Genomic DNA, 23,116 nt, shown 5'->3' with positions numbered 1-23,116 from the left:
GCAGCTCGGCCGCCCCGCTCCTCGTCAGCTTCTAGAGGGAGGCGATGGACTCCTTGGCCGCCTTCACGACGGCCTCCGTGGTGATGCCGAACTCGCGGTACAGGACCTCGTACTCGGCGCTGGCGCCGAAGTGCTCGATCGAGATGCTGCGGCCGTGGTGCCCGACGTACTGCTTCCAGGAGAGCGAGATGCCCGCCTCGACGGAGACGCGCGCGGCGACCGCCGCGGGGAGCACGTGCTCCTTGTACTCGGCATCCTGCTCCTCGAACCACTCGAGGCTCGGGGCGCTGACGACACGGGCCTGGACGCCGTCCGCGGCGAGGGCCTCGCGGGCCTCCACGGCGAACTGGACCTCGGAGCCCGTGGCGATGAGGATCACGTCGGGCGTGCCCTCGGTGTCGGCCAGGATGTACGCGCCCTTGGCCACGCCGGTGGCCGAGGCGAACTCGGTGGCCGTGGCGTCGCCCGCGCCGCGCTCCAGGACCGGGAGGTTCTGGCGCGAGAGCGCGAGGCCCGCGGGGCCCATGCGACGCGTGAGGATCGTCTTCCACGCCTGCGCGGTCTCGTTGGCGTCCGCGGGGCGGATGACGTCGAGGCCCGGGATGGCGCGGAGGCTGGCGAGCTGCTCCACCGGCTGGTGCGTGGGACCGTCGCCGCCGAGGGCGACGGAGTCGTGCGTCCAGACGAAGATCGACGGCGCCTTCATGAGCGCGGCGAGACGGACCGCCGGGCGCATGTAGTCGCTGAAGATGAGGAACGTGCCACCGAAGGGGCGCGTGTTGCCGTGCAGGACGATGCCGTTGAGGATCGCGCCCATCGCGTGCTCGCGGATGCCGAAGTGGAGGACGCGGCCGTAGGGGTCGCCCTTCCACATGTCGGTGGAGCGCTCGGCGGGCACGAAGGACGGCGCCGACTCGATGGTCGTGTTGTTCGACTCGGCGAGGTCGGCGGAGCCGCCCCACAGCTCGGGCATGACCTCGGCGATGGCGTTGATGACCTTGCCGGAGGCGGCGCGCGTCGAGACGTCCTTGCCCGCGGGGAACACGGGGAGCGCCTCGTCGAGGCCCTCGGGGGCGTCGCCGGCGAGGACGCGGTCGAGCAGCGTCTTGCGCTCGGGGTTCGCCTCGGCCCACGCGGCGAGCTTCTCGTCCCACTCGCGGTGCTGCTGCTGGCCGCGCTCGACGGCCTGGCGGGTGTGCTCGAGGACGCCGTCCGGCACCTCGAAGCTCTTCTCGGGGTCGAAGCCGACGATCTGCTTGACGGCCGCCAGCTCCTCGGCGCCGAGGGCGGAGCCGTGGATCTTGCCCGAGTTCTGCTTCTTGGGGGAGGGCCAGCCGATGATCGTCTTGAGGATGATCAGCGAGGGCTTCCGCGTCTCGGCCTTGGCGGCCTCGACGGCGTCGAACAGCTCCTGCACGTCCTCGACGTACTCGCCCGTCTTCTTCCAGTCGACGTGCTGCACGTGCCAGCCGTAGGCCTCGTAGCGCGCGGCCACGTCCTCGGTGAACGCGATGTCGGTGTCGTCCTCGATGGAGATCTGGTTGCTGTCGTAGATCGCGATGAGGTTGCCGAGCTCCTGGTGCCCCGCGAGGGAGGAGGCCTCGGAGGTGATGCCCTCCTGCATGTCGCCGTCGCCGGCGATCACGTACACGAAGTGGTCGAACGGGCTCTCGCCCGCGGGGGTCTCGGGGTCGAAGAGACCGCGCTCGTAGCGGGCGGCGTAGGCGAAGCCCACGGAGGAGGCGAGGCCCTGGCCGAGGGGGCCGGTGGTGATCTCGACGCCGTCGGTGTGTCCGTACTCCGGGTGACCCGGGGTCTTGGAGTCCCACGTGCGGAGGGCCTGGAGGTCCTCGATCTCGAGGCCGTAGCCGCCGAGGAAGAACTGCGTGTACTGCGTGAGCGAGCTGTGGCCCACCGAGAGGATGAACCGGTCGCGACCGATCCAGGTGCTGTCGGACGGGTCGCGGCGCATGACCTTCTGGAACAGGAGGTAGGCCGCCGGGGCCAGGCTCATGGCGGTGCCGGGGTGACCGTTTCCGACCTTCTCCACCGCGTCCGCGGCGAGGATACGTGCGGTGTCGACCGCCTTGCTGTCGATGGGGTCCCATTGCAATGCTGCCACTTGGTTCTAGCCCTTCTGAAGATGGGGGGAGGCCCAGCCGGACCGCCTATCAGTATAGGGAACACCCACCTGGCCCCAGGTGTTCCGAGCCCGTCGCGACGGGCGCCCGCGGCTCGGCTCGCAGGGGCCGTGGCCTACCATGGGGAGGGAATGTCCGGCGAGTTAGAGGTGCGATGAACGTTGCGGTGCAGAGTCGGGTCGATCGGGAGACGATCGGCGTGGCGAGGAAGACCAAGGCGTACGTCGCACTGACGAAGCCGCGTGTGATCGAGCTCCTGCTCGTGACCACCGCGCCCGTCATGATCCTCGCCCAGGGCGGGTGGCCGAACCCCTGGCTGATCCTCGGCGTCCTCGTCGGCGGCACGCTCAGCGCGGGCAGCGCCAACGCATTCAACTGCTACATCGACCGCGACATCGACCGCGTCATGAAGCGCACGCAGCGCCGTCCCCTGGTGACGGGGGAGCTGACGGACCGCGAGGCCCTCGTCTTCGCCTGGATCATCGGCGTGGCCAGCATCGTCTGGCTCGGCGTCATCTCCAACTGGCTGGCCGCGGCGCTCTCGCTGGCCGCCATCCTCTTCTACGTCTTCGTCTACACGCTGTGGCTGAAGCGCCGCACGCCGCAGAACATCGTCTGGGGCGGAGCTGCCGGCTGCATGCCGGTCCTGATCGGCTGGGCCGCCGTCACGGGTGACATCTCGTGGGCGCCCGTGATCCTCTTCATGATCGTGTTCCTCTGGACGCCACCGCACTACTGGCCGCTGTCCATGAAGTACCGGGACGACTACGCCTCGGTCAACGTGCCCATGCTCGCCGTCGTGCGCGGACGTGCGGCCGTCGGCCTGCAGACCATCCTGTACGCGTGGGCCACGCTCGCCTGCTCGCTCCTGCTGATCCCGGTCGCGGGCATGGGGCTCGTCTACACGCTGGCAGCTCTCGCGGGCGGCGGCTGGTTCGTCTACGAGACGCACCGCCTGTACGACCTCGCGGTGCGCCACGAGCCGATCAAGCCGATGCGCGTGTTCCACGCGTCCATCTCGTACCTCTCGCTGCTGTTCCTCGCGGTCGGCATCGACCCGCTGCTGCCCTTCTGATCCCTGCGGTCCCGACGCGGGGGTCGCACGTCGGCTGACCCCGGCGCCGCAGCCGGTGCCGCGGCCGCCTGGTGCGTGCCCGGTCACGGGGCTCGCGGCGCGGCGTCCGACGCACCTGCCGCCTGCCGTGCCGAGCGCGTGCCGCGTCCGGCTCTCCTCCGGGCGTGCCCTCGACGGGCGACGGCGCCTCGCCTCGGACCGGCTGCCGCACGCGAAGACGCCCGCCGCGAGCGGGACTCGGGCGGGCGTCGGCGGGATTGGGCGGGCGGTCAGCCCACGTGCGCGGAGCGCCGCACCTCCGCGGGGGTGAGCCGCAGGGTGTCCGCGCGTCGCGTGGTGCTCAGGAGCGTCGCCGTCATGGCCGACGCGAGCAGGCACGCCAGGACCATGTGCAGCCCCACGAGGAACTCGGGGAGGCCCGTCCGCGCCTGGATGAGGCCCACGGCGATCTGCACGAGCTCGACGGCCAGCAGCACCCGGGTCCAGCGCGACACGGCGGTCCATCGGTTGCGGGTCGCGATGACCACGAGGGCGATCGTGAGGCCGAAGGTCGTGTAGGCCGGCCAGCTGTGCACGTGCTGCAGCAGCTCCGGGTCGAGCCCGTTGCGCGCCGCGCCCTGGTCGCCCGCGTGGGGACCGGATCCGGTGACGACGATGCCGACGAGGATCGTGACGCCCACGACGACGGCGGTGATGCGCGCGAGGATCACGAACGAGGACGGGACCGAGCGCTCGGCCTCGTCGAGCGGGTGGTACGTGCGCCACACGAGCACGGTCGACAGCACGACGAGCACGACGGACACGACGAAGTGCAGGCCCACGATGTAGGGGTTCAGCCCCGTCAGCACCGTGATCCCGCCGATGACGCCCTGCGCGGGGATGCCCAGGCCGATGGCGAGCGCGATCGAGAAGAGCCCGCGTCCGCGGTTCCGGAGCCGGAGCACGACCAGGAACGTGGCGATGGCGACGATCACCAGGACGAAGGTGAGCAGGCGGTTGCCGAACTCGATGATCCCGTGCACGCCCATCTCCGGCGTCGACACGAAGGAGTCGGCGGTGCACCGCGGCCAGGTGGGGCAGCCGAGGCCGGAGCCCGTGAGCCGGACGAGCCCGCCCGTCCCGACGACGAGCGTCTGCACGACGAGCGTGGTCCACACGAGGAACCGCGTCGTGCGCGTGATCCCGTCCGGCAGCCGCTCCCGCAGCCGCCTCGTGACCATGAGGGTCTGACCTAGCACGCTCCCACTGGGAGACTGCCCCGCATCGGTGCCGTGAGTCACTGCCTGCCTTCCGCGCCCGCTGGATTGCCCGTAGAATCGGGTGGTTCATGGAACACGTCGGGTCTTGCAGCATCCGGCACGTCAGCGAGGACGGCGGGAACAAGTCCACCCGCGTTCCTGTTCATCCTAAGAGGGGCGCGGGGCGTGAAGCCGCCGCATCCCGGACACCCACAGTCTTCCTCTCGTCACCGAAGCGGCGTCGCCGTGCGGGGGGTGAATGCCGATACGGCGCTGATACGCCCAGATCGTCAGGAAAGCAGGTAGCCATGTCAGATGTGCTCATCGACCGACCCGAGCTCGAGAGCCTGGGGCAGTACGAGTTCGGCTGGTCCGACTCGGACGTCGCCGGCGCCTCGGCCAAGCGCGGCATCTCCCCCCAGGTCGTCGCGGACATCTCGCGGCGCAAGGACGAGCCCGAGTGGATGCTCGCCAACCGCATGAAGGGCTACGAGCTCTTCGGCAAGAAGCCCATGCCGACGTGGGGCGCCGACCTCTCCGGCATCGACTTCGACAACATCAAGTACTTCGTGCGCTCCACGGAGAAGCAGGCCCAGACGTGGGAGGACCTGCCCGACGACATCAAGAACACGTACGAGCGGCTCGGCATCCCCGAGGCCGAGCGCCAGCGCCTCGTCTCCGGCGTCGCGGCGCAGTACGAGTCCGAGGTCGTCTTCCACTCCATCCAGAAGGAGCTCGAGGACCAGGGCGTCATCTTCATGGACACCGACACGGCGCTGCGCGAGCACCCCGATCTGTTCAAGGAGTACTTCGGCACCGTCATCCCCGCGGGCGACAACAAGTTCGCGGCGCTGAACACCGCCGTCTGGTCGGGCGGCTCGTTCGTGTACGTGCCCAAGGGCGTCCACGTCGAGATCCCGCTGCAGGCGTACTTCCGCATCAACACCGAGAACATGGGCCAGTTCGAGCGGACGCTGATCATCGCGGACGAGGGCAGCTACGTCCACTACATCGAGGGCTGCACCGCCCCCATCTACAAGTCCGACTCGCTGCACTCCGCGGTCGTCGAGATCATCGTGAAGAAGGACGCCCGCGTCCGCTACACGACCATCCAGAACTGGTCGAACAACGTCTACAACCTCGTCACCAAGCGCGCGACGGCGGCCGAGGGCGCGACCATGGAGTGGATCGACGGCAACATCGGCTCCAAGGTCACGATGAAGTACCCCTCCATCTACCTCATGGGCGAGCGCGCCAAGGGCGAGACCCTCTCGGTCGCCTTCGCGGGCCCCGGCCAGCACCAGGACGCCGGCGCGAAGATGGTGCACATGGCGCCGTACACGCAGTCGTCGATCGTCTCCAAGTCCATCGCGCGCGGCGGCGGCCGGGCCGGCTACCGCGGCGAGATCCGCGTGGACGCGGCGGCGCACCACTCCGCCAACACGGTCCGCTGCGACGCCCTGCTGGTCGACACCATCTCCCGCTCCGACACGTACCCCGCGATCGACATCCGCGTGGACGACGTCCAGCTCGGCCACGAGGCCACGGTCTCGCGCGTCAGCGAGGAGCAGCTGTTCTACCTGATGAGCCGGGGCATGCCCGAGGACGAGGCCATGGCCATGATCGTCCGCGGCTTCATCGAGCCCATCGCCCGAGAGCTGCCCATGGAGTACGCGCTCGAACTCAACAAGCTCATCGAGATGGGCATGGAAGGATCCGTCGGCTAGATGACGACCCCACTCGCCACCACAGAAGCCCCCGTCCCCGCCGACCAGCACGGCAACCGGGCGCACACCGACGGAGGGTGGGCGACCGTCCCCATCCAGACCCGCTCCGAGCGCTTCACGTCCACGGACGTCGCGGCGTTCGAGGCCGTGACCGGCCGCGAGGCCGTCTGGAAGCTGACGCCCGTCCGCCGGCTCGACGACCTCATCTCGGGTGAGCTCGACGGCTCGCGGTACCCGGTCACCGCCTCCGACGCCGCCGGCACGTCCGTCTCCTGGATCCCCCGGGACGACGCGCGCATCGGCACCGCGGGTGCCCCCGAGGACCGCGCCCAGGCCAACGCCTGGTCGTCCTTCGGCGAGGCGCTCGCCATCGAGGTCACGGGGGAGGAGCGCGTCACCGTCACGGTCGGCCGCTCCGAGCTCGGCTCGACGCCGCGCGCCGCGCACACCGTCATCACGGCGGCGCCGTTCAGCCGCGGCGTCGTCATCCTCGACAACGCCGGATCGGCGTCCCTCGTCGAGAACGTCGAGATCCTCGTCGGCGACCAGGCCGAGCTCACCGTCGTCACCGTGCAGCAGTGGGACGACGAGGCGCGCCACCTCGCGGCGCACCAGGCCGTCGTCGGCCGCGACGCCAAGCTCAAGCACGTGGTGGTGACGCTCGGCGGATCCATCGTCCGGGTCAACCCCTCGGCCCACCTCTCGAACGAGGGCGCCGACGGCGAGCTGCTCGGCGTGTACTTCGCCGACGCGGGCCAGCACCTCGAGCAGCAGGTGTACGTCGACCACGACGCCCCCAACACCCGCAGCCGCGTCACCTACAAGGGCGCGCTGCAGGGGAAGGGCGCGCGCACCGTGTGGATCGGCGACGTCCTCATCCGCCGCTCCGCGCCGGGAACCGACAGCTACGAGCAGAACCGCAACCTGGTCCTCACGGACGGCACGCGCGCCGACTCGGTCCCGAACCTCGAGATCGAGACCGGCGACATCGCCGGCGCCGGTCACGCGAGCGCCACGGGCCGCTTCGACGACGAGCAGCTGTTCTACCTGCAGGCCCGCGGGATTACGGAGGAGGAGGCGCGCCGCCTCGTCGTCCGTGGCTTCCTCAGCGAGATCGTGCAGCAGATCGGCGTCCCCGACCTCGAGGAGCGGCTGCAGGCCGCCATCGAGGCCGAGCTGTCCACCACTACGACCGAGGCGGTCGCCCGATGACCGCCGTCCGCATCTGCGCCGTCGACGAGCTCGGCGAGAACGAGGCCCTCCGCGTCGAGATCGAGGGCCTCGCCATCGCGCTCGTGAAGGACTCCTCCGGCACCGTGCACGCCATCGGCGACACCTGCACGCACGGCGACATCTCGCTCGCCGAGGGCTTCGTCGAGGGCGACACCCTGGAGTGCTGGGCCCACGGGTCGAAGTTCTCCCTCGAGACGGGCAAGCCGCGCACGCTGCCGGCGTACGAGCCCGTCCCCGTCTACCCCGTGTCCATCGTGGACGGCGACATCCACATCGACACCACCCCGAAGAGCTAGAGGAACCGCACGCATGTCAACTCTCACCATCACCGACCTGCACGTCAGCGTCGACACCGAGCAGGGTCGCAAGCAGATCCTCAAGGGCGTCGACCTCACGATCAACGAGGGCGAGATCCACGCGATCATGGGCCCGAACGGCTCCGGCAAGTCCACGCTGGCGTACACGATCTCGGGTCACCCCAAGTACCACGTCGACTCCGGCTCCATCACGCTCGACGGCGTCGAGGTCCTCGACATGACGGTGGACGAGCGCGCCCGCGCGGGTCTGTTCCTCGCCATGCAGTACCCGGTCGAGATCCCCGGCGTCACCACCACCAACTTCCTCCGCACCGCGAAGACCGCGATCGACGGCGAGGCCCCGGCCATCCGCGGCTGGATCAAGGACGTCCGCACGTCCATGGCGGCGCTCAAGATGGACCCGGCGTTCGCCGAGCGCAACGTCAACGAGGGCTTCTCCGGCGGCGAGAAGAAGCGCAACGAGGTGCTGCAGCTCGAGCTGCTGAAGCCCAAGTTCGCCGTGCTCGACGAGACCGACTCCGGCCTCGACGTCGACGCGCTCAAGATCGTCTCCGAGGGCGTCAACCGCGCGAAGGCGAACACGGGCCTCGGGCTCCTACTCATCACGCACTACACGCGCATCCTGCGCTACATCCAGCCCGACTTCGTGCACGTCTTCGTCGCGGGCCGGGTCGCCGAGCAGGGCGGCCGCGAGCTGGCCGACCGCCTCGAGGAGGAGGGCTACGACCGCTTCCTCACCCCCTCGACCACGGTGGACGCGTGAGCACGCAGAGCACGCTGACCCCGCAGAAGTTCGACGAGGTCGAGGAGGCGCTCAAGGACGTCATGGATCCCGAGCTCGGGATCAACGTGGTCGACCTCGGACTCATCTACGACCTCGCGTGGGACGACGAGAACGACGCGCTCATCATCCACATGACGCTGACGTCGGCGGGCTGCCCGCTCACGGACGTGCTCGAGGAGCAGACCGCGGAGGCGCTCGACGGCGTCGTGGCCGCGTTCCGCATCAACTGGGTGTGGATGCCGCCGTGGGGTCCCGACCGGATCACCGACGACGGCCGCGACATGATGCGGGCGCTCGGCTTCTCCATGTGATCCTCGCCCCCGCTCGTCCTCGACGGCCCCACCCGCTCCCGGGTGGGGCCGTCGTCGCGTCGCCCGCCCGCCCTGCGGAGGGCGGCGGCACCCTGCGTCTCGTACACTGGACCGGTCGGGTCCGATGGACGCCCTCGACCGACCGGGCTCGACCCCCTCTGCTGCGGGTCGCCCCCCCTCCCACGGACCGTGGGACATCCGCTCAACAGAAGGACCCCTCACCGTGCTCGCTGTACACGACCTGGAGCTGCGCGTCGGCGCCCGCGTCCTCATGGAGGACGTCTCGTTCCGGGTGAGCCCGGGGGACAAGATCGGCCTCGTCGGCCGCAACGGCGCCGGCAAGACGACGCTCACCAAGATCCTCGCGGGGGAGGGCCAGCCCACCGGCGGCCGCATCGACCGCTCCGGCGAGATCGGCTACCTGCCGCAGGACCCGCGCTCCGGCAACCCGGAGGACCTGGCCCGCACGCGCATCCTCGACGCCCGCGGCCTCGGCACGCTGTCGCTCGACATGCAGCGCGCGATGCTCGACATGGCGTCCACCGACGACAAGGTCTCCGCCAAGGCGATGAAGGACTACGGCCGGCTCGAGGAGCGCTTCGTCGCGCTCGGCGGGTACGCGGCCGAAGCAGAGGCCGCGTCCATCGCGAGCAACCTCAGCCTGCCCGATCGCATCCTCGACCAGCCGCTCAGCACCCTCTCCGGCGGCCAGCGCCGCCGCATCGAGCTCGCGCGCATCCTGTTCTCCGGCGCCGACACGATGCTCCTCGACGAGCCCACCAACCACCTCGACGCGGACTCCGTCACCTGGCTCCGCGAGTTCCTCAAGGGGTACCAGGGCGGCCTCATCGTGATCAGCCACGACGTGGAGCTCGTCGGCGACACGGTGAATCGGGTCTTCTACCTCGACGCGAACCGCATGGTCATCGACATCTACAACATGGGATGGAAGCACTACCAGCGCCAGCGCGCCGCCGACGAGGAGCGCCGCAAGAAGGAGCGCGCCAACGTCGAGAAGAAGGCGGGCGTCCTTCAGCTGCAGGCCGCGAAGTTCGGCGCCAAGGCCTCGAAGGCCGCCGCCGCCCACCAGATGGTGCGGCGCGCGGAGAAGATGCTGTCCGGCCTCGAGGAGGTGCGCGCCGTCGACCGCGTCGCCAAGCTGCGCTTCCCCGAGCCCGTCGCCTGCGGCCGCACGCCGCTCATGGCGAGCGACCTCAGCAAGAACTACGGCTCGCTCGAGATCTTCACGGCCGTCGACCTCGCGATCGACCGCGGCAGCAAGGTCGTCATCCTCGGCCTTAACGGCGCGGGCAAGACGACGCTTCTGCGGATCCTCGCCGGTGTCGACGAGCCCGACACCGGGCGCCTCGAACCCGGCCACGGCCTGCGCATCGGCTACTACGCGCAGGAGCACGAGACCATCGACGTCAAGCGCAGCGTGCTGGAGAACATGGTGTCCTCCTCGCCCGACATCTCCGAGATGGAGGCACGTCGCGTCCTCGGCTCGTTCCTGTTCACGGGCGACGACTCGGCGAAGCCCGCCGGTGTCCTGTCCGGCGGCGAGAAGACGCGTCTGGCGCTGGCGATGATCGTGGTGTCCGGCGCCAACGTGCTGCTGCTCGACGAGCCCACCAACAACCTCGACCCCGCGAGCCGCGAGGAGATCCTCGGCGCGCTCAACACCTACTCGGGCGCCGTGGTGCTGGTCAGCCACGACTCGGGAGCGGTCGAGGCGCTGAACCCGGAGCGCGTCCTCATCATGCCGGAGGGCACCGAGGACCACTGGAGCCCCGACTACATGGACCTCATCGAGCTGGCCTGACCGGTCTCAGCGGGCGTCGTCGAGGATCCGGTCCTCGACGTCCGCGTCCGAGGGCTGCTTCCGGGCGCGCTTGGCCTGCCGGGCTCGCTCGCGGTCCTGCTCGTCGGGATCGTCGGCGTTGATGATGCGGTACTCGTTGCGGATCGCGACCCCGAGGCCGACGAACGCGATGATGGCGAACACCAGCCACTGGAACGCGTAGGAGAGGTGCGGGCCTTCGTCCTCCTCGGGACGCGGCGTCGCGAAGGGGGCGGCGTCGGCGGGGGCGGGATCCTCGGAGATCAGCAGCCCGTACGCGCCCGTGAACGTGGGCGACCCGACGCGTCCGGCGATGTCGGGCAGGTTGACGGTCGCGATCTGCCCCGCGGGCGCCGAGCGACCCGGCAGCTCCGGCTCACCCGCCTTGAGGCGCGCCGTCACCGTGACCTCGCCCGCGGGTGGCGCGGGGACGGAGTCGGGGGAGTCCTGCGAGTTGCCGATGGGCACCCAGCCGCGGTCGACGACGAAGACGCGGCCGTCGTCGAGGCGGAGGGGCGTGAGGACCTCGAAGCCGGGCTGGCCGTTGAACGGACGGTTGCGCGCGAGCAGCTGCTCGTCCACCAGGTAGGTGCCCGTCATCGTGACCGGGGTCCACTTCTGCGTGTCGACGTACGCCGACGTGTCGGCGAGCACCTGGTCGACGGGCTGCGGCGTGCGGTCCCAGTTGTCCTCGACCTTGGCGATCTCCGCGAGGGCCTCGTCGCGGCGCGCGAACTGCCAGTGGCTGAGGAGGACGCACGCGATGGCGAAGACCACGGCGACCGCGAGGTAGCCGGCCCACCTGCGGTTGAGGACGAAGCGCCAGCGGCTCACGCGATCGCCCCCGCGACAGGGGCGTCGATCGCGGCGACGCGCACGGGGAAGTCGCGCCCGGCGAGGAAGTCGCGCAGGAAGCCGACGTGCTCGTCGCACGCGGTCCAGGTCTTGACCCGATCGGGCGTGTGGATGCGCGGGTTCCGCCACTCGACGCGCCAGGCTGCGTCGGCGCGGCAGCCGGCGCGCGAGCACTCGACCACGTCGGCGGACGGGCCGGCGGATCCCAGGCCCCAGGAGGCGAGCCCGCTCACGCGTCGGTCGGGGTGTCGGGCGCGGTCGGTCCGCCTGCGCTCGTCGGACGGGCGTCGGATGCGCGGTCCGGCTCGGGCGCGCGCCCGGTCTCGTAGGTCGTGAACGGCTCGGGCATGGTGAAGGCCTCGGACGCGCGGAACGGCTCCGACGGCACGTAGGGCTCGGCGGGCGGCGGGAAGCCGGAGTGGCGGGCGGACACGACGACCACGCCGCCAGGCCGCTCGACCGCGGTGCCCTGGTTGCCTCCGACGTTCGCGAGGATGACCGCGAAGTACGGGAGCACGATGGCGCCGATGGCGGCGACGGCCAGCCACCAGCCCTGGAGGAAGAGGCAGGACAGGATGCAGACCATGCGGATGCTCATCGCGATGGTGTACTTCACCATGCGGGCATGGCGGTCCTCCTGCGGGGACCGGGGGAGGCTGGTGACCGACTGCTGCGGAGCTGGCATGCGTGGATGGCGTCCTTCGCAGGGAGCGACGCGCTCCCCATCGAGACCAGGGTACGCCCGGCCACCGATAGGCTCGTCCGCGTCCGCAAGCCCCCTCCAAGCCGTAATGGAAGGTCCCCCATGAGCACCGCACGCACCGTCGTCGTCACCGGAGGCAACAGGGGGATCGGATACGCGATCGCCGAGGAGATGCTGCGCCGGGGCCACCGCGTCGCCGTCACCGCGCGCTCCGGACAGGGCCCCGAGGGCAGCCTCACGGTGCGCGCCGACGTGACCGACGCCGCGTCCGTCGACGCCGCGTTCACCGAGGTCGAGGCCGCGTACGGTCCCGTCGAGGTCGTGGTCGCCAACGCGGGCATCACGCGCGACACCCTCATGATGCGCATGAGCGACGACGACTTCACCGAGGTCGTCGATACGAACCTGGGCGGCGCGTTCCGCGTCGTCAAGCGCGCGTCGAAGGGCATGCTCAAGGCGCGCTTCGGCCGCATCGTCCTCATCTCCAGCGTCGTCGGGCTGTACGGCTCGGGCGGCCAGGTCAACTACGCGGCGTCCAAGAGCGGGCTCGTGGGCCTCGCCCGCTCCGTCACGCGGGAGCTCGGCGCCCGCGGCATCACGGCCAACGTGGTCGCGCCCGGCTTCATCGAGACCGACATGACCGCGGAGCTGCCGGAGGCGAAGGCGGCCGAGTACAAGAAGTCCATCCCGGCCGGACGCTACGGCACCGCGGCCGAGGTCGCGGGCGTCGTGGCGTGGGTGTCCTCGGACGAGGCCGCCTACATCTCGGGTGCCGTGATCCCGGTCGACGGCGGCCTCGGCATGGGCCACTGACCCCGCTCGTCGGGGAGAGCGCCGTGTCCGACCTCCTGGCGGCCTGGGACATCGGTCCCGCCGCGCTCACCGAGCTGGGGGCCACGCACAACCACGCCTACCGCGTCGACGTCGACGGGGGACCGCGCTATCTGCTGCGCCTGCACGTGGCGCGCCGGAAGCAGCACGAGATCGACCTGGAGCTGGACTGGCTCGACGTGCTCGCCGCGCGCGGCTGGCCCTCGGTGCCCGGGCCGCAGCGCACCCGCGACGGATCCTGGACGGCGACGGTCGAGGTCTCCGTCCCGGACGACGACGAGGTGGGCCTCCGCCGCGCGGTCGTCGGCGCGTCGGGCGAGCGCGTCGAGCGCCGCCTCGCGAGCCTGCTCACCTGGCACGACGGGGAGATGCTGAGCAGCCTCCCCGCCTCGTCGGACGCGGGTCCCTTCGCCGAGACGCTGGCCGCCCTGCACGCGGCCGGCGCGGATCCGGCGGCCGTCGCGCTCGCCGGGCAGCGCCGCCGCTACGACGCGGACTACGCGACCGCGCGACTGGAGCGCCTCGTCGAGGGCTACCCGGGCATCATGGCCGACGGCTCCACCGCCGACGCGCTGGCCGGCGCGATCGACGAGCTGCGCGCCACCCTGGCGGAGGCCGGGCCGCCGATCATGGTGCACGGTGACTACCACCCGGGGAACCTCATCCAGGGACCGGCCGGTGTCTCCGTCATCGACTTCGACCGGTGCGGCCTGGGGCCAGCCGGACTCGACGTAGCCGCGGCGATCATGTACCTGGCGCCCCGGCAGCGCGCGCAGTTCCACCGCGCCTACACGGCGGCGGGCGGCAGCACGGGCGTCCCGGACGAGCGCTTCGGCGCGTTCATCTTCCTGGCGTACCTCGACAACGTGACCCACCTCGCGAGCCTGCCGTCGGAGCGGGAGCGCATGCCCGCGAACATCGCCCAGCTCGCGGCGATCGCCCGGGCCGTCGTCACGGGCTGACCCGCACCCGGGCGCGCGACCGGATCAGCGGGGGAGGCCGAGGAGCGCGAGCACCTGCGCGAGGTCCCGCCGGTCGACGCACACGTCGGCGCGCCCGCGGACCGCGGGCTTCGCGTCGAAGGCCACCGAGAGCCCGGCCACGGCCATCATCTCGAGGTCGTTGGCGCCGTCGCCGACCGCCACGACGCGGGCGAGCGGGATGCCCAGCCCGGCGCTCCACTCCTCGACGGCCGCGCGCTTGGCGGCGGCGTCGATGACCGGACCCGTGACGCGTCCCGTGAGCCGTCCGTCGGCCGTCTCCAGCCGGTTGGCGCGCCAGAGGTCGAGCCCGAGGCGCTCGGCGAGCGGATCCAGCAGCTCGTGGAAGCCGCCCGACACGACGGCGACGACGTGGCCGGCGTCGTGCAGACCCTGGATCATGCGCTCGGCACCCGGCGTGACGCGGATCCGGGACGCGACCGCCCGGTGCACCGTCGACGGGAGCCCGGCCAGCGTCGCGACCCGCGAGCGCAGGCTCTCCGCGAAGTCCAGCTCGCCGCGCATCGCCCGGTCGGTGACGGCGGCGACCTCGTCGAGCGAGCCCGCCTCGGCGGCGAGCAGCTCGATCGCCTCGTCCTCGATCAGGGTCGAGTCCACGTCGAGCACCACGAGCATGCGCGGCAGGGCACGGGCGGCGGGCGACGCCGACGCGGTGGCCGGCGTCAGCGGGAGGACGGCGCTCACGGGGTGACGCGCACGCCCTTGCCCACGACGGTGATGCCGCCGTCGGTCACGGTGAAGCCGCGCGCCAGGTCGCGGTCGTGGTCGACGCCCACCGTGGCGCCGGGCTCGACCTCGACGTCCTTGTCGAGGATGGCGCGCGTGACGACGGCACCCGCCCCGATGTGCACCTTGTCGAACACGATGCTGTCGACGATGCGCGCGCCCGACTCCGCGATGACCCACGGCCCCAGCACGCTGCGCTCCACGTGGGCGCCGCTGATCACGCCGCCGAGCGAGGTGATCGAGTCGATCATGGTGCCCGTGTTGCCCTGCGCGTCGCGGACGAACTTGGCCGGCGGGCTGTTGAGCTGCTGGCTGAAGATCGGCCAGTCCTTGTTGTAGAGGTTGAACACGGGCAGGGCCGAGATGAGGTCCTGGTGCGCGTCGAAGAACGACTCGATCGTGCCGACGTCGCGCCAGTAGTAGCGGTCGCGGTCGTTGGCGCCGGGCACCTCGTTGCGGTTGAGGTCGTAGACGCCGGCGTTCCCCTGCTCCACGAACCACGGCACGATGTCGCCGCCCATGTCGTGCGCGGACTCCGCGTTCTCGCCGTCGCGGCGCACCGCGTCGATGAGCTGGTCGGTGTCGAAGACGTAGTTGCCCATGGAAGCGAGCACCTCGCCGGGGGAGTCGTCGAGGCCCTGCGGGTCCTTCGGCTTCTCGAGGAAGGCGCGGATCTGGTACGGGTTCGCGGGGTCCACGTCGATGACGCCGAACTGGTCCGCGAGCTCGATGGGCTGGCGGATCGCCGCGACCGTCGCGCCGTGACCGGAGGCGATGTGCGCCTCGATCATCTGGCTGAAGTCCATGCGGTACACGTGGTCGGCGCCGACCACGACGACGATGTCGGGCTTCTCGTCGTTGATGAGGTTGAGGCTCTGCAGGATCGCGTCCGCCGAGCCGCTGAACCACCGCTTGCCGAGGCGCTGCTGCGCGGGCACCGACGCGATGTAGGAGTTGAGCATCTGGTTGAGGCGCCAGGTCTGCGACACGTGCCGGTCGAGCGAGTGCGACTTGTACTGCGTCAGCACGACGATCTGCGTGAGCCCCGAGTTGATGAGGTTGGACAGCGCGAAGTCGATGAGCCGGTACTGCCCGCCGAACGGGACGGCGGGCTTCGCCCGGTCCGCGGTGAGGGGCATGAGGCGCTTGCCCTCGCCGCCGGCGAGCACGATTCCAAAGATCTTCTTCGATGCCATTGCTCCAGCGTAGATGCACGTCGGGGCATGTACTAGCGTTCGACCAATGCGAGCAGACGTGATCACCAAGGAGTATCCGCCCGAGGTCTACGGGGGTGCCGGGGTCCATGTCACGGAGCTCGTCAAGGCCATGCGGCAGCGGACCGAGGTCGTCGTCCGGGCATTCGGGGCGCCGCGCGACGAGCCCGGCGTCCTCTCCTACCCCGTCCCGGCGGAGCTCGCGGGCGCCAACGCGACGCTGCAGACGATGGCGGTCGACCTGGCGATCGCGAGCGACGTGGCGGGTGCCGACGTCGTGCACTCGCACACCTGGTACGCGAACCACGCGGGCCACGTGGCGTCGATGCTGCACGGGATCCCGCACGTCGTCACCGCGCACAGCCTCGAGCCGCTGCGCCCGTGGAAGGCCGAGCAGCTGGGCGGCGGGTACCGCGTCTCCAGCTGGATCGAGCGCACGGCGTACGAGGCGGCCGACGCCGTCATCGCGGTCAGCGACGGGATGAAGCGCGACATCCTCCGCTCGTACCCCGCGCTCGACGAGGCCCGGGTCCACACGGTCTACAACGGCATCGACCTCGAGGCGTGGGCGCCCGTGCACGACGACGAGCTGGTGCGCTCGCTCGGCATCGACCCGTCGCGGCCCTCGGTCGTGTTCGTCGGCCGGATCACGCGCCAGAAGGGCCTGCCCTACCTGCTCCGCGCCGCCGCGCTGCTGCCCGCCGACGTGCAGATGGTGCTGTGCGCGGGCGCGCCCGACACCCCGCAGATCATGGAGGAGGTGACGGCCCTCGTCCGCGGCCTGCAGGAGGAGCGCTCGGGCGTGGTCTGGATCGACCGTCTGCTGCCGCGCCGCGAGCTCTCCGCCGTCCTCACCGCGGGCACCGTCTTCGTCTGCCCGTCGGTCTACGAGCCGCTCGGCATCGTGAACCTCGAGGCGATGGCGTGCGGCGCTCCCGTCGTCGGCACCGCCACGGGCGGGATCCCCGAGGTCGTCGACGACGGCGTCACCGGCCGCCTCGTCCCCATCGACCAGGCCACGGACGGAACGGGCACGCCCACCGACCCCGAGCGCTTCGTCCGGGACCTCGCCGCCGCGCTCACCGAGGTCGTCGCGGATCCCGACGCGGCGCGCCGCATGGGCGAGGCCGGCCGCGTGCGCGCCGAGCGCGAGTTCGGCTGGGACCGCATCGCGCGCCAGACCGAGGCGATCTACGCGTCGATCCTGCGCTGACCCACCGGGCGTCGGCCGCCGCCGGTGCGGCCCGGCGCACCCCACGGCCGCGAGGCGCGTCGGGCACGGGCCGGTAGACTCGTCGGCATGAGCCACGTCCTCTCCCTGTCCGGAGTGTCCTTCGTCCGGAACGGGACGACCATCCTCGACCAGGTGGAGTGGACGGTGGACGGCGACCAGCGCTGGGTCGTCCTCGGGCCGAACGGCGCGGGGAAGACGAGCCTCCTGCAGATCGCCTCCGCCATGGCCCACCCGTCCTCGGGCACCGCCACGGTCCTCGACCACGAGCTCGGCCGCGTCGACGTCTTCGAGCTCCGCTCGCGCATCGGCTTCGCGTCCACCGCGATGGCCCGGCGCATCCCCGCCGACGAGACCGTGCTCGACGTCGTGCTCACCGCCGCCTACTCCGTCACCGGCCGCTGGAACGAGGACTACGAGGAGATCGACGTGCGCCGCGCCCAGCGCGTGCTCGCCGAGTGGCGCCTCGGCCACCTCGAGCAGCGGAAGTTCGGCACCCTGAGCGACGGCGAGCAGAAGCGCGTGCAGATCGCGCGCTCGATCATGACCGACCCCGAGCTGCTGCTCCTCGACGAGCCGGCCGCGAGCCTCGACCTCGGCGCGCGCGAGGAGCTGCTGCAGCTCCTCGGCGGCTACGCGTCGGCGCCCGAGGCACCCGGCATCGTCATGGTCACGCACCACGTGGAGGAGATCCCGCGCGGCTTCACGCACGGCCTCCTCCTGCGCGACGGCGCGGTCGTCGCGGCCGGTCCCCTCGGGGATGTGGTGACGGCCGAGAACCTCGGCCGCACCTTCGGCCTCGATCTCGAGGTCACGCAGGACGACGGGCGCTTCACCGCCCGCGCCGTCCGCCGCTGATCCCGCGCGTCCGTCCGGCGCGCCGACCCGATCCGGGCACCCGTCTGGTAGGCTCGTCCACTGGTCCGGTGATCATCCCGGGCACCCACGCTTCCCACGCAGACACCAGAAACGACGAAGGACACCCCGATGAAGACCGACATCCACCCCAAGTACGCCCCCGTCGTCTTCCGCGACCTCGCCTCCGGCGCGACCTTCCTCACGCGCTCCACCGTGAGCAGCTCGAAGACCATCGTCTGGGAGGACGGCGTCGAGTACGCGGTCATCGACGTCGAGATCTCGAGCGAGTCGCACCCGTTCTACACGGGCAAGCAGCGCATCATGGACTCCGCCGGCCGCGTCGAGAAGTTCAACTCGCGCTACGCGGGCTTCGGCACCAAGAAGTAGCAGCCCGAAGCTGCAGCACGAAGGGCGCCCGGCCTCGGCCGGGCGCCCTTCGTCGTCCCCGGGCGGGGGAGCGGATCAGGATCCGGCGTGCCGCTCGGGCCACGCGCCGGACGTCGTGAACGCGGGATCCCGCGTGCGCCGCATGTAGTCCTGGAAGCTCTCCGCCTGCACGCGCGACCAGTCGACCTGCCGGTCGTGGAGGTCGAGCACGGGGATGTCGAGCTGATCCGCGTAGCGTCCGGCGATGGCCTGGGCGACGCGGCCCGCGGCGATGGCGTCGGCGCCCGCGTCGTGCGCGTCGTCGAGGCGCACGCCGTAGTGCTCGGCCGCGACGGACAGCGTGCGCTTGCCGCGGCGGTAGGTGTCCACCGCCTTGTCGATGACGAGCGGGTCGATGACCGGTCCGGTGTCGCGCAGCGGCTCCACCCCGTGACGCACGGCCTCGCGGTTGAGGAGCGTGAGGTCGTAGGGCGCGTTGTAGACCACGAGCGCCAGGCCGCGGGCGAACATCTCGCGGATGGTGGTGACGATCTCGAGGACGACCGCGGCGGCATCGCGACCCTCGGCTCGGGCGCGCTCCGTGGTGACGCCGTGGATGGCCGCCGCCCCCGCGGGGATCTCGACCCCCGGATCCGCCAGCCAGTCGTGCCGTTCGGTGACCTGGCCGTCCGCGTCGAGCACGACGATGCACGCCGTGACGATGCGGGCGGTCTCGACGTCCACCCCCGTCGTCTCGAGGTCGAAGGAGGCGAGGGAGTGGTGCCAGCGGGAGCTCATCCTGTAGATGCTACGGGCGACCGCCGATGGCCGGCGCTCCCATGTGCAGCCAGTAGAAGCTCTGCGTCGCGAGCGTCAGCGTGAGCCGGCCGTCGTCGCCGACCGTCGGGAAGACGCCGCCGCCGAAGAGGTCGTACAGCTGGGATCCCGCGAAGTCGGACGCGTCGATCGTGACCGACACCGGGTTGTGCGCGAACGAGAAGACGCACAGCACGTCCTCGGCGCGGTCGCCGAAGTGCGTGCCGCTGCCCTCGTAAGAGCGCACGAACGCGAGCACGCTCTCGTGGTCGGTCGGGAGCACGCGGATGGTGCCCTGGCCGAAGACCGGGTGGGCCTTGCGCACGTGGATCACGTTGCGGACCCAGTGCAGCAGCGACCGCGACTGCGCCAGCTGCGACTCCACGTTGATCTGCGCGTAGTTGTAGACGAGCGACTGCACGACGGGGAGGTAGAGCTTGCCCGGGTCGGCCGTGGAGAATCCGGCGTTGCGGTCCGGGGTCCACTGCATGGGCGTGCGCGACGCGTCGCGGTCCGGCAGCCAGATGTTGTCGCCCATCCCGATCTCGTCGCCGTAGTACAGGAACGGGCTGCCGGGGAGGGAGAACAGGAGCGCGTGCACGAGCTCGAGCTCGGCCCGCGAGTTGTCGAGCAGCGGCGCCAGGCGGCGGCGGATGCCGATGTTGACGCGCATGCGCGGGTCGTAGGCGTACCAGCCGTACATCGCCTGGCGGTACTCCTCGCTGACCATCTCGAGCGTGAGCTCGTCGTGGTTGCGGAGGAAGACGCCCCACGCGGCGGCCTCGGGGATCTCGAACGTCTCGCTCATGATCCGCTTCAGCTCGTCCGCCGTCTGCGAGCGGAGGGAGTAGAAGATGCGCGGCATGATCGGGAAGTCGAACGCCATGTGGCACTCGGGCTCCTCCTCGGTGCCGAGGAACGCGGAGACCTCGCGGGGCCACTGGTTGGCCTCGGCGATGAGGATCCGGCCCGGGTACTCCTCGTCGACCATGGCGCGCAGGCGCTTGAGGAACTCGTGCGTCGCGGGCTCGCCCTCGCCGTTGCCCTCCTCGGTCTCGTAGAGGTACGGGATCGCGTCGAGGCGCAGGCCGTCGACGCCCATGTCGAGCCAGTGGCGGATGACGCCGTAGATCGCCTCGTGCACCTTCGGGTTGTCGAAGTTGAGGTCGGGCTGGTGCGAGAAGAAGCGGTGGAAGAAGAACTGGCGGCGCACCGGGTCGAAGGTCCAGTTGGACTCCTCGGTGTCGACGAAGATGACGCGGATGTCCTCGTACTTCTCGTCGGTGTCGCTCCAGACGTAGAAGTCGCCGTAAGGGCCGTCGGGGTCGGACCGGGACTGCTGGAACCACTCGTGCTGGTCGGAGGTGTGGTTCATCACGAGGTCGATGACGATGCGCATGTTGCGCTCGTGCGACTTGGTGACGAGCTCTTTGAAGTCGTCGAGCGTGCCGAACTCGGGGAGCACCGACATGTAGTCGCTGATGTCGTAGCCGCCGTCGCGGAGCGGGGACTGGAAGAAGGGCGGGATCCAGAGGCCGTCGATGCCGAGCCACTGCAGGTAGTCGAGCTTGGAGATGAGGCCCTGGATGTCGCCGGTGCCGTCGCCGTTCGAGTCGACGAACGAGCGGATCATCACCTCGTAGAACACCGAGCGCTTGTACCACTGCTTGTCGAGGGTGAGTCCGGGCAGGGTGATGGGGGCGGTGAAGCTCACGGTTCTCCTCATGGGCGCGACGGGGGCGTCGACTCGGGGCGGGAAGGCTCGATCGCCACTCTAGGCGCGGCGCGCGGGTGGGGGACCCCGGCGCGCCCGGGGGCGCGGGCCGCCCCCGCTCGTAGACTCGTCCCGATGACCGTCCCCTCGCCCTACGCCGCCCAGCTCGACCGCATCCCCGTGGTCCGCCGCACCGTCGACCTCCTCGGGAGCCGCACCGCCTGGTGGGAGTACGGGCCCGCCGACGCGGCGCAGACGCTCGTCGTCGTGCACGGGTTCCGCGGGGACCACCACGGGCTGGAGCCGGTCGTCGCGCAGCTGCCGGGCGTGCGGATCCTCTCGCCCGACCTGCCCGGCTTCGGCGACTCGACGCCGCTCGTCGACGTGCGGCACGACATCGCCGGGTACTCCGCGTGGCTCCGCGCGTTCGTGGAGGCGACCGGCACGCGCGACGCGACCGCGCTCGGCCACTCGTTCGGGTCGATCGTCGTCTCGGCAGCGCTCGCGGACGGCCTGCCCAGCCCGCGCGCGATCCTCGTGAACCCGATCGCGGCGCCCGCGCTCGAGGGGCCGCGGGGGATCCTCACCCGGCTCGCCGTGCTCTACTACCGCGCCGCCGCCCTGCTGCCCGAGCGCGCGGGCTTCGGCCTGCTGCGCAACCGCGCCATCGTGCGCGTGATGAGCGAGGCCATGGCGAAGACGCGCGACCGCTCGCTCCGCCGGTGGATCAACGACCAGCACGACCGCTTCTTCAGCGCGTTCAGCGACCGCCGCGTCGTGCTCGAGGCCTTCCGCGCGTCGGTCTCGTCGGATGCGAGCACGTACGCGCCGCGCGTCGCCGTGCCGGTGCTGCTCGTGGCGGCCGAGCGCGACGACATCACGCCCGTCGCCGCGCAGCACCGGCTGCAGCGGCTCTTCGCGGACGCGCGGCTCGAGGTGATCCCGCGGGTCGGGCACCTCATCCACTACGAGACGCCCCGGGAGGCGGCCGGTGCCATCCGGGCGTTCCTGGACGAGGGGAGCGCGTCGTGAGGCTCGTCTTCGACTGCAGGTACACGCGCATCGGCCGGCACGACGGGATCAGCCGCTACGGCGCCGAGCTCGTCGCCCGGCTCGGCGCGCGCTTCGACGTGACCATGCTCATCAGCGACCACCGTCAGCTCGCGCTGCTGCCCGACCTGCCGTGGCAGCTGGTCAGCTCGCCGACCGGGCCCCGCGAGCCCTGGGTCGCGCGTCGCGTCTCGCGCATGCGACCCGACGTGGTCTACAGCCCCATGCAGACCATGGGATCGCGCGGACGCACGTACCCGCTCGTGCTCACGCTCCACGACCTCATCTACTACCGGCACCGGCGACCTCCGCGCGACCTGCCCGCGCCCGTGCGCGCCCTCTGGCGGGCCTTCCACCTCGCGTGGTGGCCGCAGCGGCTGCTGCTCGACCGCGCCGACGCGATCGTGACGGTCAGCGAGACGACGCGCGGCCTCATCCGCGCGCACCGGCTGACCACGCGTCCCGTGGTCGTCGTGCCGAACGCCGCCGAGCTGGCGCCCGCGCCCGACGGCCGCCCGGACGGGCCGCGCGACGCGCCCGCCGAGCGCACCATCGTCTACATGGGCTCGTACATGCCCTACAAGAACGTCGAGACGCTCGTGCGCGCGGCCGACGACCTGCCCGACCACGAGCTGCACCTCATGAGCCGCGTCGGGCCGGCCGAGCGCGAGCGGCTGGAGGCGATCGCCGACGGCGCCCGGCTCGTGTTCCGCGACGGCGCCAGCGACGACGAGTACGCCGGGACGCTCCGGCGCGCGACCGCGTTGCTGACCGCCTCGCGCGACGAGGGCTTCGGCATCCCCGTGATCGAGGCCATGAGCGTCGGCCTGCCCGTGGTGGTGAGCGACATCCCGATCTTCCGGGAGATCGGGGGAGACGCGGCCGTGTACGTGGATTCGGACGACGCCGAGGGGTTCGCCGCGGCCGTGCGCGCGCTCGAGGACCCGGACGAGTGGCGGCGACGCTCCGCCGCGTGCATCGCGCGCGCGGCCGAGTACGACTGGGACCGGTCGGCCCGGGAGCTCGGCGACCTCCTCGAGCAGGTCGCGCGCACGGGGCGTCGTGAGGCCTGAGCTCGGCGCGGC

General features: G+C 71.1%; 23 protein-coding genes. 14 read left to right on the top strand and 9 right to left on the bottom strand.

Features of this window, described 5'->3' with window-relative positions; translation table 11 throughout:
• Positions 1-31: 31 nt before the first annotated feature.
• Positions 32-2,122 (bottom strand): transketolase, encoded by a 2,091-nt coding sequence (gene tkt / locus JOE38_RS03750; RefSeq protein WP_204574920.1) that lies wholly within the window; start codon positions 2,120-2,122, stop codon positions 32-34.
• A 173-nt stretch (positions 2,123-2,295) separates the two neighbouring features.
• Here tkt and JOE38_RS03745 point away from each other — a divergent pair, with 173 nt between their 5' ends.
• Positions 2,296-3,216, top strand: a complete 921-nt coding sequence (locus JOE38_RS03745; RefSeq protein WP_012038421.1) for a heme o synthase — start codon at positions 2,296-2,298, stop codon at positions 3,214-3,216.
• 269 nt (positions 3,217-3,485) lie between these two features.
• Here the strand turns inward: JOE38_RS03745 and JOE38_RS03740 are convergent, their stop codons facing one another.
• Positions 3,486-4,496, bottom strand: a complete 1,011-nt coding sequence (locus JOE38_RS03740; protein WP_204574919.1) for a COX15/CtaA family protein — start codon at positions 4,494-4,496, stop codon at positions 3,486-3,488.
• Positions 4,497-4,762: 266 nt separating this feature from the next.
• Between JOE38_RS03740 and sufB the strand changes: the two genes are divergently transcribed.
• The 6 genes from sufB (at position 4,763) to JOE38_RS03710 (ending at position 10,648) form a co-directional block, all read left to right on the top strand.
• On the top strand, positions 4,763-6,181 hold the full coding sequence (gene sufB, locus JOE38_RS03735) for a Fe-S cluster assembly protein SufB (RefSeq protein WP_043669553.1): 1,419 nt from the start codon (positions 4,763-4,765) through the stop codon (positions 6,179-6,181).
• Positions 6,182-7,393, top strand: coding sequence for a Fe-S cluster assembly protein SufD (sufD, locus tag JOE38_RS03730; protein ID WP_204574918.1), 1,212 nt, complete (start codon positions 6,182-6,184; stop codon positions 7,391-7,393).
• Positions 7,390-7,710: a non-heme iron oxygenase ferredoxin subunit gene (locus JOE38_RS03725; RefSeq protein ID WP_204574917.1), complete on the top strand. Its 321-nt coding sequence runs from the start codon at positions 7,390-7,392 to the stop codon at positions 7,708-7,710. Before sufD ends, JOE38_RS03725 begins: the two co-directional genes overlap by 4 nt.
• 13 nt (positions 7,711-7,723) lie before the next feature.
• Positions 7,724-8,494, top strand: coding sequence for a Fe-S cluster assembly ATPase SufC (sufC, locus tag JOE38_RS03720; RefSeq protein WP_015490399.1), 771 nt, complete (start codon positions 7,724-7,726; stop codon positions 8,492-8,494).
• A complete protein-coding gene (locus JOE38_RS03715) occupies positions 8,491-8,826 on the top strand; it encodes a metal-sulfur cluster assembly factor (RefSeq protein WP_012299299.1) in 336 nt (111 codons plus the stop codon). Before sufC ends, JOE38_RS03715 begins: the two co-directional genes overlap by 4 nt.
• A gap of 223 nt (positions 8,827-9,049) precedes the next feature.
• Positions 9,050-10,648 (top strand): ABC-F family ATP-binding cassette domain-containing protein, encoded by a 1,599-nt coding sequence (locus JOE38_RS03710; RefSeq protein ID WP_204574916.1) that lies wholly within the window; start codon positions 9,050-9,052, stop codon positions 10,646-10,648.
• A gap of 6 nt (positions 10,649-10,654) precedes the next feature.
• Here JOE38_RS03710 and JOE38_RS03705 read toward each other — a convergent pair whose 3' ends face one another.
• From JOE38_RS03705 to JOE38_RS03695, 3 genes are read right to left on the bottom strand one after another with little or no spacing between them, the layout of a single operon-like run.
• Complete coding sequence (locus JOE38_RS03705; protein WP_204574915.1) at positions 10,655-11,500, bottom strand: SURF1 family cytochrome oxidase biogenesis protein; 846 nt, start codon at positions 11,498-11,500, stop codon at positions 10,655-10,657.
• A complete protein-coding gene (locus JOE38_RS03700) occupies positions 11,497-11,754 on the bottom strand; it encodes a hypothetical protein (protein WP_086522221.1) in 258 nt (85 codons plus the stop codon). The genes JOE38_RS03705 and JOE38_RS03700 overlap by 4 nt, the downstream gene beginning before the upstream one ends.
• Positions 11,751-12,206 (bottom strand): DUF3099 domain-containing protein, encoded by a 456-nt coding sequence (locus JOE38_RS03695; RefSeq protein WP_204574914.1) that lies wholly within the window; start codon positions 12,204-12,206, stop codon positions 11,751-11,753. Before JOE38_RS03695 ends, JOE38_RS03700 begins: the two co-directional genes overlap by 4 nt.
• 120 nt (positions 12,207-12,326) lie before the next feature.
• On the opposite strand from JOE38_RS03695, the gene fabG reads away from it, so the two are divergent.
• Entirely contained in the window at positions 12,327-13,037 is a 711-nt protein-coding gene (fabG, locus tag JOE38_RS03690) for a 3-oxoacyl-ACP reductase FabG (RefSeq protein WP_204574913.1), read from the top strand.
• A gap of 23 nt (positions 13,038-13,060) precedes the next feature.
• Complete coding sequence (locus tag JOE38_RS03685; protein ID WP_204574912.1) at positions 13,061-14,017, top strand: phosphotransferase enzyme family protein; 957 nt, start codon at positions 13,061-13,063, stop codon at positions 14,015-14,017.
• 24 nt (positions 14,018-14,041) lie between these two features.
• On the opposite strand, the gene serB is transcribed toward JOE38_RS03685, so the two are convergent.
• The gene (gene serB, locus JOE38_RS03680) at positions 14,042-14,740 is read right to left on the bottom strand and encodes a phosphoserine phosphatase SerB (RefSeq protein ID WP_204574911.1); all 699 of its coding nucleotides are present in this window, start codon (positions 14,738-14,740) and stop codon (positions 14,042-14,044) included.
• Positions 14,737-15,978, bottom strand: coding sequence for a glucose-1-phosphate adenylyltransferase (locus JOE38_RS03675; RefSeq protein WP_204574910.1), 1,242 nt, complete (start codon positions 15,976-15,978; stop codon positions 14,737-14,739). The genes serB and JOE38_RS03675 overlap by 4 nt, the downstream gene beginning before the upstream one ends.
• 46 nt (positions 15,979-16,024) lie before the next feature.
• Here JOE38_RS03675 and glgA point away from each other — a divergent pair, with 46 nt between their 5' ends.
• The 3 genes from glgA (at position 16,025) to JOE38_RS03660 (ending at position 18,472) form a co-directional block, all read left to right on the top strand.
• Entirely contained in the window at positions 16,025-17,209 is a 1,185-nt protein-coding gene (glgA, locus tag JOE38_RS03670) for a glycogen synthase (RefSeq protein ID WP_204574909.1), read from the top strand.
• Between the two features lie 87 nt (positions 17,210-17,296).
• The gene (locus tag JOE38_RS03665; protein WP_204574908.1) at positions 17,297-18,085 is read left to right on the top strand and encodes an ABC transporter ATP-binding protein; all 789 of its coding nucleotides are present in this window, start codon (positions 17,297-17,299) and stop codon (positions 18,083-18,085) included.
• A gap of 129 nt (positions 18,086-18,214) precedes the next feature.
• Positions 18,215-18,472, top strand: a complete 258-nt coding sequence (locus tag JOE38_RS03660) for a type B 50S ribosomal protein L31 (RefSeq protein ID WP_204574907.1) — start codon at positions 18,215-18,217, stop codon at positions 18,470-18,472.
• Between the two features lie 75 nt (positions 18,473-18,547).
• Here the strand turns inward: JOE38_RS03660 and JOE38_RS03655 are convergent, their stop codons facing one another.
• Positions 18,548-19,249 (bottom strand): 3'-5' exonuclease, encoded by a 702-nt coding sequence (locus JOE38_RS03655; RefSeq protein WP_204574906.1) that lies wholly within the window; start codon positions 19,247-19,249, stop codon positions 18,548-18,550.
• Positions 19,250-19,259: 10 nt separating this feature from the next.
• Positions 19,260-20,993, bottom strand: a complete 1,734-nt coding sequence (gene treS / locus JOE38_RS03650; protein ID WP_174239530.1) for a maltose alpha-D-glucosyltransferase — start codon at positions 20,991-20,993, stop codon at positions 19,260-19,262.
• Between the two features lie 123 nt (positions 20,994-21,116).
• On the opposite strand from treS, the gene JOE38_RS03645 reads away from it, so the two are divergent.
• Positions 21,117-22,013 carry an alpha/beta fold hydrolase gene (locus JOE38_RS03645; RefSeq protein ID WP_204574905.1) on the top strand — a complete coding sequence of 299 codons (897 nt, stop codon included), beginning with the start codon at positions 21,117-21,119 and terminating at the stop codon, positions 22,011-22,013.
• Positions 22,010-23,104, top strand: coding sequence for a glycosyltransferase family 4 protein (locus JOE38_RS03640; protein ID WP_204574904.1), 1,095 nt, complete (start codon positions 22,010-22,012; stop codon positions 23,102-23,104). The genes JOE38_RS03645 and JOE38_RS03640 overlap by 4 nt, the downstream gene beginning before the upstream one ends.
• Positions 23,105-23,116: the final 12 nt, after the last annotated feature.

The organism is Clavibacter michiganensis (assembly GCF_016907085.1).
GTDB classification, from domain to species: Bacteria; Actinomycetota; Actinomycetes; order Actinomycetales; family Microbacteriaceae; genus Clavibacter; species Clavibacter michiganensis_O.
The sequence above is the reverse complement of the archived record's forward strand: the minus strand, read 5'-3'. Positions and strand labels throughout refer to the sequence as shown.